This window comes from Neisseria dentiae, assembly GCF_014055005.1.
Classification (GTDB): Bacteria; Pseudomonadota; Gammaproteobacteria; order Burkholderiales; family Neisseriaceae; genus Neisseria; species Neisseria dentiae.
In genome coordinates this window covers 2176387-2192166 of the sequence record NZ_CP059570.1, presented here as the reverse complement: position 1 = coordinate 2192166, position 15780 = coordinate 2176387, and the positions used below count along the sequence as shown (strand labels likewise).

The window sequence follows — 15780 nt, the reverse complement described above, 5'->3', positions numbered from 1 at the left end:
TTTACGGGCAATATAGTAACCCACTTACTCCGTTACGGCGTTGCTGTGCCTTGCCGTACTATTTGTACTGTCTTCAGCTTGCTGCCTTGTGCCGAAGCAAGTGGATTCACTATAGACAAATGAAGGTCGTATTTTACGCGAAAACAGACTTTGCCGCCGTTAGTTTAACATTGCCTATTAATAATCAATTATTAATTAAAAATATCTAAAATTAATCGCAATCATAGTTTTACCGGTTGCGGAGTTGGCGTATAGTGCAAACACCGCAGCACAAAAAGGTGGCAAACAAGTCCGCCTACACCCAAATACACACTCAAGACCCGCGCCGTTATAAGCGTTTCAACAAACCACCACCAACTAAAAGGAGCACAACCATGAGCAAATGCCCGGTAACCCACCTCACCATGAGCAACGGCGCGCCCGTTGCCGACAACCAGAACAGCCTCACAGCCGGCCCGCGCGGCCCCCTGCTGGCGCAGGATTTGTGGCTGAACGAAAAACTGGCCGACTTCGCCCGCGAAGTGATCCCCGAGCGCCGTATGCACGCCAAAGGATCCGGCGCGTTCGGCACGTTTACCGTCACCAACGACATCACAAAATACACCCGCGCGTCCATCTTCAGCCAAGTGGGTAAGAAAACCGAAATGTTTGCCCGCTTCACCACCGTGGCCGGCGAGCGCGGCGCGGCCGATGCCGAGCGCGACATCCGCGGCTTTGCGCTGAAATTCTACACCGACGAAGGCAACTGGGATATGGTGGGCAACAACACGCCCGTGTTCTTCCTGCGCGACCCGCGCAAGTTCCCCGATTTGAACAAAGCGGTGAAACGCGATCCGCGCACCAATATGCGCAGCGCCACCAACAACTGGGATTTCTGGACGCTGCTGCCCGAAGCCTTCCACCAAGTAACCATCGTGATGAGCGACCGCGGCATTCCGAAATCCTACCGCCACATGCACGGCTTCGGTTCGCACACTTACAGCTTTTGGAACAAAGACGGCGAGCGCTTCTGGGTGAAATTCCACTTCCGCACCCAGCAAGGCATTGAAAACCTGAGCAACGCCGAAGCCGAAGCGGTAATCGGCAAAGACCGCGAAAGCCACCAGAAAGATTTGTATGAAGCCATCGAGCGCGGCGATTTCCCGAAATGGAAAATGTATGTGCAAATCATGCCCGAAGCAGATGCCGAAAAAGTGCCTTATCATCCGTTCGACCTCACCAAAGTGTGGCCGAAAGGCGATTATCCGCTGATTGAAGTGGGCGAGTTCGAGCTGAACAAAAACCCCGAAAACTTCTTTGCCGACGTGGAGCAATCCGCTTTCGCACCGAGCAACCTCGTGCCCGGCATCGGCGTGTCGCCCGACAAAATGCTGCAAGCGCGCCTGTTTAACTATGCCGACGCGCAACGCTACCGCCTGGGTGTGAACCGCAACCAGATTCCGGTCAACGCACCGCGCTGCCCCGTGCACAGCAACGCCCGCGACGGTTACGGCCGCGTCGACGGCAACTACGGCAGCACCCTGCACTACGAACCCAACAGTTTCGGCCAATGGCAGGAGCAGCCGCAATACGCCGAGCCGCCGCTGAAAATCAACGGCGATGCCGCCCATTGGAACTTCCGCGAAGACGATGATGATTATTTCAGCCAGCCGCGCGCGCTGTTTAAGCTGATGAACGCCGAACAGCAACAAGCCCTGTTCGACAACACCGCCGCCGCCATGGGCGATGCGCCGGACTTCATCAAATACCGCCATATCCGCAACTGCGTGAAATGCGACCCGGCCTACGGCGAAGGCGTGGCCAAAGCCTTGGGCTTAACCGTGGCCGATGCCGAAGCCGCCCGCGCGAGCGACCCTGCGCTGGGCCAGCCGGGGCTGCTGTAATGTGGCTTGAAATCGGCGAATTATTGGCCGAAACCGTTAAGCGTTACCGCAAACGTTAAGGTGGCCGTTCCATCTGAAACAGGCCGTCTGAAAACCATGCTGCATAGGTTTTCAGACGGCCTGAGCCTTTTGTAAAAAAGCCGTTTTAGTCCTGAATTTATTTATATTTCGTCATACTCGGGCTTGACTCGAGTATCTCTTTTCTTCTAAAACAACCAGATGATCGGGGCAAGCCCGAGTATGACGACAGGAAGCAGATAAGCCGATTCTGCTTATTCTTCCGGCAGTTTGGTGATGTTCACCCGCTCGATGCGCTGGCCTTCTTTTTCGGTTACTTCAAACCGCCAGCCGTGGAAATCGATATGGTCGCCCACATCGGGAATACTTTGCAGCTCTTCCATAATCAGCCCGGCCACGGTGTGGTAGTCGGCATCTTCCGCAGGCGGCGGCAGATTGAGTTGCGGAGCCAGCTCCACATATTCGAGCGCGCCGTCCACCGTCAGGCTTTCGTCGGGGTTGGCTTGCAGCATAGGCTCTTCTTCGCGCTCGAAGGCTTCGGGAAATTCGCCGGCAATGGTTTCCATCAAATCTTTCATGGTTACCATGCCGAGCACGGCGCCGAATTCGTCCACCACCAGTGCGTAGTCGGCGCTGCTTTTGCGGAACAGCTCGATGGCGTTGAGCGCGCTGGTGCTGTCGGGCAGAACCAGCGGTTGGCGCAAGGCCGCCTGAACGTTCATTTCCCCGTGCTCCAGCAATTGGGTGAGCAGGTCTTTTTTGTTGATGTAGCCCAGCGGTTCGTCCACTCCGGCCTTGCCCACCACCAGCAGGCGGCTGTAGGGGGTGTTTTGCAGTTGGGCGTGCTGCTCTTCTTTGCTTTGCGAAATATCGAGCCGCTCGATGTCGCGGCGCGGAATCATCACGCCGAGTATCGGGCGTTCGGCCAGCATCAGCACGCTGCGTATCATGGATTTTTCGTTTTCTTCAAAATGGCCGCTGTCGTCGGGACTGCCGCCGGCGGTTGCCAGCACGCTTTCGCGTATGCCCATCATGCCCAGCACGTTATCAGCCGTGCGCTGCCGCCACGAGCGGCTGATGTAGTCGTTTTTGCGCACGTTTTTCTGCGAAATCTGGTTGAATATTTCAATCAGAATCGAGAAGCCGATAGCAGCATAGAGGTAGCCTTTGGGGATGTGGAAGTGGAAGGCTTCGGCAATCAGGCTGAAACCGATCATCAGCAAGAAGCCCAAACACAGCATCACCACGGTGGGGTGTTTATCGACAAATTCGGTGAGCGGTTTGCTGGCCAGAATCATCACCGTCATCGCCACCACCACGGCGGCCATCGCCACGACGATGTGGTCGACCATGGCCACGGCGGTAATCACCGAATCGATGGAAAACACCGCGTCCAATATCAGGATTTGCGCCACCACGCCCCAAAACGGCGAATGTTTTTTGTGGGTGTCGGCAATCGTAATCTGGTTATGCCCTTCCAGGCGCTCGTGCAGTTCGGTGGTGGCTTTGTAAAGCAGGAACAGGCCGCCGGCAAACATGATGAGGTCTTTGCCCGACACGGAAAGGCTGCCCCATTCCAAAAACGGTTTGGTGAGCGTGATGATGTGCGCCATAAAGCCGAGCATCACCACGCGCATCGCCACGGCCAGCGCAAGGCCGGTGATGCGGGCTTTGTCGCGCAGCGAGGGTTTGACTTTGTTGGCCAGAATCGCCACAAACACGAGGTTGTCGATGCCGAGCACCACTTCGAGTATCAACAGCGTTGCAAAGCCTATCCACGTTTGCGGCTCGGCCAACCAACTGAAATCCATAATGGGTTAAATCCTTGTTTTTAGAATACAAACAGGCAGGCCGGATGGTTTCTCGGCCTGCCTGTGGAAACGGCGCATACACGAAGGGCGTCGGTATAACTGCTCTGCTCCGCGTCTTTCATAAAAGTGTATGCCTTAAAATAATATGGAATCAGCAGTTTATCATTTTCATACTTTTTAAGGAAGAGAAAGGACGTCTGAAAACCTGCCGCCGGTTTCAGACGGCCTTTGCAAACCGCCGGCAGCGCCCGACGAAAATCGGATTTCCGCCGCACGGCGGCGGCCGGTATCAAGTTATGCCGCTATACCTGCACGGCCGCGCGTTTTTTCGGTTATCATTCACGCTTTATCTACCCTTCTTGCGGCTTTGCGCCCAATATTGATTATGTCTGATATACAACACAACACGCAGGTAAAACGCCGTTTGAAAACGCGGCACTTATCCATGATTGCCATCGGCGGTTCCATCGGCACCGGCCTGTTTATGGCCAGCGGCACCGCCATCAGCGCGGCGGGGCCGGGCGGTGCGCTTTTGGCTTATGCCGCCATCGGCCTGATGGTGTATTTTTTAATGACTTCTCTGGGCGAAATGGCCACCTACCTGCCCACTTCCGGCTCGTTCAGCACCTATGCCTCGCGCTTCGTCGATCCGTCGCTGGGCTTTGCGCTGGGCTGGAACTATTGGTTCAACTGGGTGATTACGGTGGCTGCCGACGTGGTGATTGCCGCGGTGGTCATCACCTATTGGGAGCCGATGCGGTTTATGGCGCCGTGGGCGTGGAGCCTGCTGTTTTTCGCGATGATTTTCCTGCTCAACACCTTGTCGGTGCGCGCCTACGGCGAATCGGAATATTGGTTTGCGCTGATTAAAGTGATTACCGTGATTGTGTTTCTCGGCGTGGGCCTGCTCACCATTTTCGGCATACTCGGCGGCCAATATGTCGGCCTGAGCAATATGACGATGGGCGATGCGCCGTTTTTGGGCGACGGCATCGGCGGGCAGTTTCTCACCGTGTTGGGGGTGTTTCTGATTGCCGGTTTCTCGTTTCAGGGCACCGAGCTTATCGGCATCACCGCCGGCGAATCGGAAAACCCCGAAGAAAGCATTCCCAAAGCCGTGAAGCAGGTTTTCTGGCGGATTCTGATTTTCTACATTCTCGCCATTCTGGTTATCGGCCTGCTGATTCCCTACACCAGCCCGCAGCTGTTGGGCGCCGATGTGAACGAAATCGCCAAGTCGCCGTTTACGTTGGTGTTCGAGCGCGCCGGTTTGGCTTTCGCCGCCGCCGTGATGAACGCCGTAATCCTCACCTCGATTCTGTCGGCGGGCAATTCGGGCATGTATGCCTCCACCCGTATGCTCTACGCCATGGGCAAAGACGGCCTTGCCTACAAAACCTTCGCCCGCACCAACGCCGCCGGCGTGCCGGTGGTTTCGCTGCTGGCCACCGCTGCCGTGGTGCTGCTGGTGTTCACGCTGCAACTGGTGAGCGACAAAATGTATCAATACATTCTGGCCGCTTCGGGCTTAACCGGTTTTATCGCCTGGCTGGGCATCGCCGTGAGCCACTACCGCTTCCGCCGCGCCTATATCGCGCAGGGCAAAGATTTGAACGCCCTCGTTTACCGCGCCAAATGGTTCCCCTTCGGCTCGCTGCTGGCACTGGCCTTGTGCGTGTTGGTGATTATCGGCCAAGACACGGAGCTGGTGCTCAAAGGCAGCTTCGATTGGGACAGACTGGTGATTACCTATATGGGCCTGCCGGTGTTTTTGGGCTTTTATTTCTACCACAAACTACGCTACAAAACGCGCAAGGTTCCGCTGGAACAGGTGGATTTGAGTCAAGACGCGCATTAACGGCACAACTGTAAATCGATCAGGCCGAGACCTTTGCAAAAAAGCTGTTTTAATCCTGAATCTATGATATTTCGTCATACCCGAGCTTGACCCGGGTATCTCTTTTTCTTCTAAAACAAACAGATGCTCGGGTCAAGCCCGAGCATAACGCAAGTGTTTTAAGGTGTCTAAAAGAATTTTGCAAAAATCTCAGGCCGTCTGAAAATATTTTTTCAGACGGCCTGAGATTTTTTCAAATTCAAAAAAGTTATAGTTAAAATCTTTGCAGCATCATTTATTTTATTTCAAACCACGATACGGCTTCGCCCAATCAATGCTTACAGCCGTCTGAAAACTTTTCAGACGGCCTCTTCCTCCGCATTCATCGCTTTAAGCAGTTTTTCCACCTTTTCAGGGTCTTCGTTGCGCATCAGGCGGGCGGTTTCGTTTTCAAGTTCGAGCGTGTTGCTGTGCAGCACGATGTCTTTTACCGCCAAGAGATTGTTGGGGTTCATCGAAAACCGCCGCAAACCCATGCCCAAGAGCAGGCGGGTGAACTGGGTGTCGCCGGCCATTTCGCCGCACACCGACACGGTTTTGCCCATGCGGTTGGCGGTGCGGATAACGTGCTGTATCAGCTTGAGCACGGCGGGATGGCCGGGCTGGTAGAGGTAGCTGACGGCATCGTCGCCGCGGTCGACCGACAGGGTGTATTGGATTAAATCGTTGGTGCCGATAGAAATAAAATCAATGTGTTTGAGCAGGCTGGCCACGGTGAGCGCGGCCGACGGGATTTCTATCATGCAGCCTGCCGACACTTCGCCGAAAGGTTCGTCGCGTTCGGCGAGCTGACGCTTGGCGGTTTCCAAATGCACCAGGCATTGCTTCAGCTCGGTGATGTCGGTAATCATCGGCCACATCATTTTCACCGGCCCGTGCACGGCGGCGCGCAGGATGGCGCGCATCTGGGTGCGGAACATCACCGGCTCGGCCAGGCACAGGCGGATGCCGGTCAGCCCCAGCGCGGGGTTGAGGCTGCCGTTGGGGGTGGCGTTTTGGCCGAACCAGCGCGGGTTTTTGTCCACGCCCAAATCCACGGTGCGGATAGTGAGGTTTTTGCCTTTGAGTTTTTTCACAAATTGGGCATATACGGCGTATTGCTCGTCTTCAGACGGCATGGTGTCGCGGTTGAGATAGAGAAATTCGCTGCGGAACAAGCCCACGCCGTCGGCACCCATATCGTTCAGGCGTTTGATGTCTTCGGCCGATTCGATGTTGGCGAGCAGTTCGATATTCACGCCGTCTTCGGTGGTGGCGGCGGTTTTTTTGATTTTGTTCAGCTCGCGGGCGCGGGCGCGGTATTCGCGGGCGCGGGCGCGGTATTCGTTGAGCACCAGCTCGTCGGGGTTGATGATCAGCACGCCGTTGATGCCGTCCACAATCACCCATTCGTTTTCGCTGATGAGTTTGCGGGCGTTGTGCAGGCCGATAACCGAGGGAATGTTCAGGCTGCGGCCGAGAATGGCGGTGTGGCTGGTGGGGCCTCCGATGTCGGTAACGAAGGCGGCGATGCGCTGTTCTTTGAAATACACCGTGTCGGCGGGCGAGATGTCGTTGGCCACCAGCACGGTGTCGTCGAGCAGGTTGCCGTCGAGGTTCAGTTCGTTGCCCTGCCCGGCCAGGTTGTTGTGGATGCGCTCGACCACTTGCAGCATATCCTGCTTGCGCTCGCGCAGGTAGGCATCGTCGATTTCGTCGAACTGGGCGGCCAGTTTGTCGGTTTGCAGCTTCAGCGCCCATTCTGCGTTGATGTGCTGCTCTTCGATGATATCGACGGGTTCGCGCGACAGGGTTACGTCGGTTAACAGCATCAGGTGCAGCGAGATAAACGCGCCCAGCTCGGTGGGGGCGTTTTCGGGAATCGCGCTGCGCAGTTGCTCGAGTTCGCGGCGCGTGGCTTTAACGGCGGCTTCGTAGCGGGCGGTTTCGCCTGCAATGCCGGATGCGTCCAAATCATATTGCGGCACTTCGTGCATACCGCGCGTAACCAGATGGGCGCGGCCGATGGCTATGCCTTTGCCTGCGCTCACGCCGTGCAATACGATGCTCATGATTATTCGCCTTCGCCGAAATAGTCGTTAATCAGCGCGGTGAGCGCCTGCATGGCGGCGGCTTCGTCGGCGCCGTCGGTTTCCAGTTCGATAACCGTGCCTTTGGCGGCGGCCAGCATCATCAGCCCCATAATGCTTTTGCCGTTAACGCGCCTGCCGTCGCGGCTGACCCACACTTCGCTTTGGAACTGTGCGGCGGTTTGGGTGAATTTGCTTGATGCGCGTGCGTGCAGGCCGAGTTTGTTGATGATTTCGATGGGTTGTTTCATCATACGGGGCATCCTTCGGGCGGGCTGGTGATGTCGATAATGCCGTTAACGGCGGCTTCTTTAACCAGTTGGGTAAAGGCGGCCAGATTGTCGGCGGCGGGGGCGTAGTTGGCGGCTTTCACCATCATGGGTGCGTTCAAGCCGGTAAGCATGGCGGTTTTGCCGCTTTCCACCAGTTGGCGGGCGGCGTTGCAGGGGGTGGCGCCGAAGATGTCGGTCATAATCAGCACGCCAGCGTCGCAGTTCAAGTCTGCCGTCATTTGGCGCGCGCGGGAGATGATGCTGTCGTGGTCTTCGTGGGTGTCCACGCCGAGAATGCGGATATTCTGCGGTGCATCGCCCAAAAAGAAATGCTGTGCCAGGCTGCGGTAGGCTTCGCCTATGGCTTCGTGGGTGATGATCAATAAGCCTATCATGGTGTGTTCCTCATGAAGATATTTTCAGACGGCCTGTTGCGGTTATGTGATAGCCGACACGCTATATATAGATATGGCTGCGGCTTTATTCAAGGCCGTCTGAAACGATGGTTTACTGCCCGCGCAGGGCGTAAACGGCGGCGAGGTTGCGCCATGCGCCGGCGGCATCCATGCCGTAGCCGAACACATAGCGGTTGGGCACGTTGATGCCTATATAGTCGGCGTTAATCGGTTTTTCTTTACCGGTTAATTTGTTGGCGAATACGGCGGTGGCGCAGGAGGCGGCGCCCAAATCCAGCACCTGCCGTTTGATAGCGGCCATGGTGTGGCCTTCGTCGAGTATGTCGTCGAGCACCAGCACATGGCGGCCGGCCACGCTTTCCTGCGGCGCGCGCAGCCAGTTGAAGTTGCCGCCTTGCAGTTTGTCGCCGTAGCGCGAAACGTGAACGTAGTCGAAGTCGAGCGGAAAATGCAGCAGCGGCAGCAGCTGTCCGGTAAACACCACCGCGCCGCCCATCACGGGCAGAATCAGCGGGTATTTATCACCCAAATCGGCGGTGATTTCACCGGCCAGGCGCAAAAGTTCGCGGCGGCAGGCATCTTCGCCGAACAGCAGTTCGGCATCGTCGAGCATGGCTTGGGTGTGCAGCCGTTTGGTTTCGATATCCATCATGTTTGGGGTTTTCTGCAAAATAAAGTGCCATTATATAGGCAAGCCGCGCGCGAATCATACGGGTTTCGATTCGGCCGTCTGAAAACCGCTGCGGCGGTTCTGCCGATGCCTGCCATATCCCGTATAATCCGCCCCTGTTTCCACTTTTCAGACGGCCTCACCGTGAACACCGCCCCGCACGACCCTTATGCTTTTTTAGAAAACCTGCACAGCGCCGAAACGCAGCGTTTCGCCGCCGAAGCCCATGCCGAAACGCAGGCGCGCTTTACCGCGTCGGAGGCGTTCGGGCAAACCGTTGCCGAGATGGTGAAGCAGCTGCAAAACCCGCGCCAGATTGCGTTTTGCCAGGAACACCGCGCGCGCATGTACCACTTCCACCAAGACGACGACTACCCGAAAGGCGTGTATCAGGTGTGCAGCGCGGCTTCTTACCGTTCGGGCTACCCCGAGTGGGAAACGCTGTTTTCGGTGGCCGACTTCGACAATGTGCTGGGCGACGATGTGTATCTCGACGGCGTATCGCACTATGTCGAACAGCCTGAGCGCGTGTTAATCAGCCTCAACCGCGCGGGCGGCGACGCGGCCTACACGCTCGAATTCGACCTTGCCGCGCAAAAACTGGTGGCAGACGGTTTTCATTTTCCCGCCGGCAAAAACCACATCGCCTGGCGCGACGAAAACAGCGTGTGGGTCTGCCCCGCGTGGCACGAAGAGCAAACCACCGCCGCAGGCTACCCGCGCGAAGTGTGGCTGGTGGAGCGCGGCCAAACCTTTGAGGAGGGCACGCCCGTTTACCGCATGGATTCAGACGGCATGATGGTCAACGCCTGGCGTTATCTCGACGCACAAGGCGCACCCGTAGATTTAATCGAAGCCGCCCGCGGTTTCTACACCAAAACCTATCTGCAAGTGCTGCCGGGCGGCGAAGCCCTGCCCCTCAACCTACCCGAAGACTGCGAAATCTCCGGCTACCTCGCCGGCCACCTGCTGCTGCACCTGCACAGCCCGTGGCAGCGCGCCAACCAAAGCTACCCCGCCGGCAGCCTCGTGGCCGTAAAACTCAACAAAGGCGAAACCGGCGCCGCACAGCTGCTGTTCGCCCCCAACGAAACACAGGCGCTCGAAAGCGTGGAAACCACCAAACGCTTCGTCGTCGCCAGCCTGCTTGATAACGTTTCAGGCCGTCTGAAAGCATGGCGGTTTTCAGACGGCCGCTGGCAAGAAGAAACCCTGCCCAAACTGCCGCAGGGCGCGCTCGAACTGACCGACCAGCCGTGGGGCGGTGATGTGCTGTATATCGCCGCCAGCGACTTCACCACCCCGCTGACCCTGTTCGCACTCGATCTCAACGTGATGGAACTCACGGTGATGCGCCGCCAGCCCGTGCAGTTCGACACCGCCGGCATCACCGTGCAGCAGCTTTATGCCGAATCCGCCGACGGCGAACGCATCCCCTATTACCACGTCGGCAAAAACCACACGCCCGACACCCCCGCAATCGTTTACGTTTACGGCGGCTTCGCCGTGCCCGAACTGCCGCACTACATGGGCAGCATCGGCAAATACTGGCTCGAGCAGGGCAAATCGTTCGTACTCGCCAACGTGCGCGGCGGCGGCGAATTCGGCCCGCGCTGGCACCGCGCCGCACAAGGCATACACAAACACAAAAGTGTGGACGACCTGCTTGCCGTTGTTCGCAACCTGCACGAGCGCGGCCTCAGCAGCCCCGCACACACCGCCATACAAGGCGGCAGCAACGGCGGCCTGATCACCGCATCCGCCTTCGTGCGCGAACCGCAGGCAATCGGCGCATTGGTGTGCGAAATGCCGCTCACCGACATGCTGCGCTACCCCTACCTTTCGGCAGGCGCAAGCTGGACCGACGAATACGGCCACCCCGGTCAGCCCGAATTTGCCGCCGCCCTCGCCGAACTTTCCCCCTACCACCGGCTTTCAGACGGCCAAACCTACCCGCCCGCCCTGATTACCACCAGCCTGAGCGACGACCGCGTCCACCCCGCCCACGCGCTCAAGTTTTACGCCAAACTGCGCCGCAGCAGCCCCCGCACCTGGCTCTACGCCCCCGCAAACGGCGGCCACACCGGCAACACCACCCAAGAAGACTCGGTTACCGAATTCACCTGCATCCTGCAATTTCTCAACGAAAGCCTCGGCGCCGCCCCGGGCGCGCAAAGGCCGTCTGAACATGCCGTTCTGCAACAACACCCATAAACGCACCCGAAACACCGGAAAACCGCCCCAAAAAACGCCCCTTCAACAGAATAAAAAAACCTAACAAATTGAAAATAAAATAAAATAAAAAGCCTATTGTGATTCAAAATAAGCCTATGCTAATATGCCGCCTAACCCCGCGCGGTTTAGGCGGCGCGCCCGCCCCGCATTTTTCGATAGAAAACTCTAAAAGGATTCGGTACAATCCGACCGAGTTTATTTTTTAAAACCCGCCTTTCCCGATAAGGCATTTAAGGACCGACCGATATGTCAAACATTGAACAACAAGTTAAAAAAATTGTTGCCGAACAACTGGGCGTTAACGAAGCCGAAGTAAAAAACGAATCTTCCTTCCAAGACGACCTGGGCGCGGACTCTCTCGACACCGTTGAGCTGGTAATGGCTTTGGAAGAAGCTTTCGGCTGCGAAATCCCCGACGAAGAAGCCGAAAAAATCACCACCGTGCAACTGGCTATCGACTATATCCAATCACACTCCGCCTAAGCGCGCAGTGCCTTAAACCATACCGAATCAGCCTCTGCTGCGGGTCTGCCTGCCGACAGAGGCTTTTTGGCTTGCACACCCTTCACAACAAAACCTTTCAGACGGCCTGCCCGCCGCAGACGCAGGCCGCATAAACCGAAAACAGCGAGAACATTATGAGTCAGCGAAGAGTCGTTATCACAGGTTTGGGTCAGGTATCGCCCGTGGGCAACGATACCGCCACCGCTTGGAACAACCTTTTGGCCGGTAAAAGCGGCATCGGCACCATCACCCGCTTCGACGCCTCCGACATCAACAGCCAAATCGCAGGCGAAGTGAAAGATTTCGACATCGGCGCCTACATCAGCCCCAAAGAAGCCCGCCGCATGGACGCATTCATCCACTACGGCATCGCCGCCTCCCTACAAGCCATCGCCGACGCCGGGTTGGACGAAACCGAAAATCTCGATAAAGACCGCGTGGGCGTCAACATCGGCTCCGGCATCGGCGGCCTGCCCAGCATCGAAGCCACCGGCACCGTGGTGCAGGAAAGCGGCGCGCGCAAAATCAACCCGTTTTTCATTCCCGGCTCGCTGATTAATCTGATTGCCGGCCACGTAACCATACTCAAAGGCTACCGCGGCCCCAGCTACGGCATGGTTTCCGCCTGCACCACAGGCGCGCACTCCATCGGCGACTCCGCCCGCCTGATTAAATACGGCGACGCCGACGTGATGATTGCCGGCGGTGCCGAAGGCGCCATCTGCACCTTGGGTGTCGGCGGATTCGCCGCCATGAAGGCACTTTCCACCCGCAACGACGATCCCGCCACCGCCTCCCGCCCGTGGGACAAAGGCCGCGACGGCTTCGTTATCGGCGAAGGCGCCGGCATTCTGGTGCTGGAAGAGCTGGAACACGCCAAAAAACGCGGCGCCAAAATCTATGCCGAAATCGTCGGCTTCGGCATGAGTTCCGATGCCTACCACATCACCGCGCCCAACGTCGAAGGCCCCGCTATCGCCGTTACCCGCGCCCTCAAAGACGCCGGCCTGAACCCCGGCGATGTGGATTACGTCAACGCACACGGCACTTCCACCCCGTTGGGCGACGCCAACGAAACCAACGCTCTGAAACTGGCGCTGGGCGACCATGCCTACAAAGTCGTGGTCAACTCCACCAAATCAATGACCGGCCACCTGCTCGGCGCCGCCGGCGGCGTGGAAGCCGTGTACAGCGTATTGGCCGTGCACCACCAAAAATCGCCGCCCACCATCAACATCTTCGAGCAAGACATCGAATCCGGCTGCGACTTGGACTACTGCGCCAACGAAGCCCGCGATGTGAAAATCAATGTGGCGATTTCCAACTCGTTCGGCTTCGGCGGCACCAACGGCACTTTGGTGTTTAAGAAATTCGAAGGTTGATTTCTAAATATAGAGGCCGTCTGAAAACCGTTGAACTGCTCCCCAAAGGTTGGACACCTTAACCAACTCAGACAGGAGCAGTTTTTTATGACCAAGCTTCCAGAATACCTTTAAAATCGAAGTCGTTTGCCATTATCTTCATAGTAAGCCCCATAGAAATCAGAGAGTATTTATATAAAGCTGCTAGTCTAGAGCCTAAAGTATAGTGGATTAAAATAAGAATGCCGAAGTAGGGTAAAACGATTCTTTAGCATATCGCCCAATTGCAAGTTTGAATGCAGTTATTTCATTTCGGAGTTTTTATTTGAATTCACTATATAAACAACCCGACTTTTTTCAACAGACACTAAATCTATTTCACTTGGAAACGCCCGCGTTTGATTTGCAGGCCGCCTTGCTGCAACTGCGCGGCCAGGCCGTGGTTGCGCAGGGCGTGGGTGAGGGCGACGGCGAGGCCGTCGGCGGCATCGGCCTGCGGCGTACCCGACAGGGCCAGCATCTGCACCACCATATGCTGCACCTGCTCTTTGGCGGCTTTGCCTTTGCCGACCACGGCTTGTTTGACTTGCAGGGCGGTGTATTCGAACGTGGGCAGGTTGTGCATCACCAGCGCCGCCAGCGCCGCGCCGCGCGCTTGGCCGAGCATCAGCGTGGCGGCGGGGTTGACGTTCACAAACACCTGCTCCACCGCCGCCTGTTGCGGGCGGTAGGCGGCGATGATTTCGTCGATATGTTTCACAATCACGGCGATGCGTTCGGCCAGCGGCGCGTTCGGCGGGGTTTTGATGCAGCCCGATGCCACATAGAAATGCTCGCGCCCGCGCACGTCGATAACGCCGAAGCCGGTAACGCGGCTGCCGGGGTCGATGCCGAGGATGCGGGTGGGGCGGGTGTTCATGTTTTCAGACGGCCTGTGGAAAGATGCGGATTATAGCAGGGATAAACGGCAGGCCGAGGCCTTTGCAAAATTCTTTCCGATACCTTAAAACACTTGCGTCATGCTCGGGCTTGACCCGAGCATCTGTTTGTTTGTGAAGAAAAAGAGATACTCGGGTCAAGCCCGAGTATGACGACAGTCGGGTATTCGGCAGTCGGGTATTTCAGACGGCCTGCGCTTTTTTAAAACAGGCGCGGCGCCTAACTCGAACAGCTCACGCAAATGCCGCCTGCCCATTCCGGCGGCCGTTCGGCGAAGTCGGCAAATTCCCGCCGCGCTTCAAACGGGTTCTGCATACAGCGGTGCAGGCGTTCGATTTCGCGGAAGTCGCCGTTTTTGGCTTGTTCGATGGCCTGTTCGAGCAGGTAGTTTCTCAGCACATACAGCGGGTTGACGGCGTTCATGCGTTCGGCGCGCGTTTCGGGGTTGCTGTTTTCGGCGCGCAGTCTGCCGCGGTAGCGCCCGATCCAGTGGACAAAGGCATCGGCTGGGCCTTGGAACAGGGCGGCCAAATCTTGCGGCAGCGGTTCGCCGTGCGTGTTGCCCACATTGGCCAAGTGCCTGAAAAACAGGGTGAAATCTACTTTGCTGCCTTGCAGGGCGGCAAACATATCGCCGATGAGTTCGCCGTCGGTTTTTTCTTCGGTTTGCAGGCCGATTTTGGCGCGCATTTTGGCGGTATAGGCCGTCTGAAATGCTTCGGGAAAGCGTTCCAGCTCGTCGATTAATGCGCCCTCCGGCACCAGCGGCAGCAGGCACGAGGCGAAGCGGCTCAGGTTCCAATGCGCCACATAGGGTTGTTCGTTGTAGGCGTAGCGCCCGCCGGAATCGGAATGGTTGCAGACGTGGCGGCGGTCGTAATGGTCGAGAAAGCCAAACGGGCCGTAATCTATGGTTAAACCGAGCGCCGACATATTGTCGGTGTTCATCACGCCGTGGCAGAAGCCCACGCTCTGCCAGGCGGCTATCAGTTCGGCGGTGCGCTGCGAAACGGTTTGGAAAAATGCCAGATAAGGGTTGTCGGCTTCGCGGCATTCGGGGAAGTGGTGTTCGATTAAAAAGTCGGCCAACACGGGCAGGTTGTGGTGCTGGCCGGTGTGGTAGAGGTATTCGAAGTGGCCGAAGCGGATAAAGCTCGGGGCGATGCGCGTAACCACGGCGGCGGTTTCGGCTTCTTCGCGGTAAACCGCATCGTTGCTGCCGGTGAGCGCCAACGCGCGAGTGGTGGCGATGCCCAGGCCGTGCATGGCTTCGGAGCAGAGGTATTCGCGTATGCTGGAGCGCAGCACCGCACGGCCGTCGGCAAAGCGCGAATAAGGCGTTTTGCCCGCGCCTTTGAGCTGCCATTCCCGGCGCTGCCCGCCGCCGGTGCTGTCGCCCAGCAAAGCCGCGCGCCCGTCGCCGAGCTGGCGCACATACACGCCGAACTGGTGGCCGCTGTACACGGTGGCTATGGGCACGGGGTCGTAGGCGGGCGCACTGCCGGCGAGATAGAGCAGGTTGTCGGGGTTGTCGAAGATTTCAGACGGCCTCAAGCCCATTTCTGCCGCCAACGCGTGGTTTTGCGCCACCCAATAAGGTTGGGCCAGCGGTTCGGGGCGGATGCGGCTGTAAAAGGTTTCGGGCAGGCTGCAAACAGCGGGCGCGGTTAGGGGGAGTGTGTGCGGCATGGTTTTTCCTTTTTTT

General features: G+C 57.4%; 12 protein-coding genes. 5 read left to right on the top strand and 7 right to left on the bottom strand.

The window, feature by feature from the left end:
• Nucleotides 1-374: 374 nt before the first annotated feature.
• Nucleotides 375-1883, top strand: a complete 1509-nt coding sequence (locus H3L92_RS10230) for a catalase (RefSeq protein WP_085367133.1) — start codon at nt 375-377, stop codon at nt 1881-1883.
• Between the two features lie 272 nt (nt 1884-2155).
• Here H3L92_RS10230 and H3L92_RS10225 read toward each other — a convergent pair whose 3' ends face one another.
• The gene (locus H3L92_RS10225) at nt 2156-3712 is read right to left on the bottom strand and encodes a TerC family protein (RefSeq protein WP_085367132.1); all 1557 of its coding nucleotides are present in this window, start codon (nt 3710-3712) and stop codon (nt 2156-2158) included.
• Between the two features lie 385 nt (nt 3713-4097).
• On the opposite strand from H3L92_RS10225, the gene H3L92_RS10220 reads away from it, so the two are divergent.
• Nucleotides 4098-5570 (top strand): amino acid permease, encoded by a 1473-nt coding sequence (locus tag H3L92_RS10220; RefSeq protein ID WP_085367131.1) that lies wholly within the window; start codon nt 4098-4100, stop codon nt 5568-5570.
• 338 nt (nt 5571-5908) lie between these two features.
• Here the strand turns inward: H3L92_RS10220 and ptsP are convergent, their stop codons facing one another.
• The 4 genes from ptsP to H3L92_RS10200 form a co-directional block, all read right to left on the bottom strand.
• Nucleotides 5909-7660 carry a phosphoenolpyruvate--protein phosphotransferase gene (gene ptsP / locus H3L92_RS10215; RefSeq protein WP_085366491.1) on the bottom strand — a complete coding sequence of 584 codons (1752 nt, stop codon included), beginning with the start codon at nt 7658-7660 and terminating at the stop codon, nt 5909-5911.
• A 2-nt stretch (nt 7661-7662) separates the two neighbouring features.
• A complete protein-coding gene (locus H3L92_RS10210; protein WP_085366489.1) occupies nt 7663-7932 on the bottom strand; it encodes an HPr family phosphocarrier protein in 270 nt (89 codons plus the stop codon).
• Complete coding sequence (locus tag H3L92_RS10205) at nt 7929-8345, bottom strand: PTS sugar transporter subunit IIA (RefSeq protein WP_085366487.1); 417 nt, start codon at nt 8343-8345, stop codon at nt 7929-7931. Before H3L92_RS10205 ends, H3L92_RS10210 begins: the two co-directional genes overlap by 4 nt.
• A gap of 112 nt (nt 8346-8457) precedes the next feature.
• Nucleotides 8458-9018: a hypoxanthine-guanine phosphoribosyltransferase gene (locus H3L92_RS10200; protein WP_085366485.1), complete on the bottom strand. Its 561-nt coding sequence runs from the start codon at nt 9016-9018 to the stop codon at nt 8458-8460.
• Between the two features lie 105 nt (nt 9019-9123).
• Here H3L92_RS10200 and H3L92_RS10195 point away from each other — a divergent pair, with 105 nt between their 5' ends.
• From H3L92_RS10195 to fabF, 3 genes are all read left to right on the top strand, one after another.
• Complete coding sequence (locus H3L92_RS10195; protein ID WP_372338531.1) at nt 9124-11250, top strand: prolyl oligopeptidase family serine peptidase; 2127 nt, start codon at nt 9124-9126, stop codon at nt 11248-11250.
• Between the two features lie 267 nt (nt 11251-11517).
• Nucleotides 11518-11754, top strand: coding sequence for an acyl carrier protein (gene acpP / locus H3L92_RS10190; RefSeq protein ID WP_054599558.1), 237 nt, complete (start codon nt 11518-11520; stop codon nt 11752-11754).
• A gap of 155 nt (nt 11755-11909) precedes the next feature.
• Nucleotides 11910-13157 carry a beta-ketoacyl-ACP synthase II gene (gene fabF, locus H3L92_RS10185; protein ID WP_085366483.1) on the top strand — a complete coding sequence of 416 codons (1248 nt, stop codon included), beginning with the start codon at nt 11910-11912 and terminating at the stop codon, nt 13155-13157.
• 352 nt (nt 13158-13509) lie between these two features.
• Here fabF and ruvC read toward each other — a convergent pair whose 3' ends face one another.
• On the bottom strand, nt 13510-14055 hold the full coding sequence (gene ruvC / locus H3L92_RS10180; protein WP_085366482.1) for a crossover junction endodeoxyribonuclease RuvC: 546 nt from the start codon (nt 14053-14055) through the stop codon (nt 13510-13512).
• A gap of 239 nt (nt 14056-14294) precedes the next feature.
• The gene (locus H3L92_RS10175; RefSeq protein ID WP_085366480.1) at nt 14295-15764 is read right to left on the bottom strand and encodes a protein adenylyltransferase SelO; all 1470 of its coding nucleotides are present in this window, start codon (nt 15762-15764) and stop codon (nt 14295-14297) included.
• Between the last annotated feature and the right edge of the window lie 16 nt (nt 15765-15780).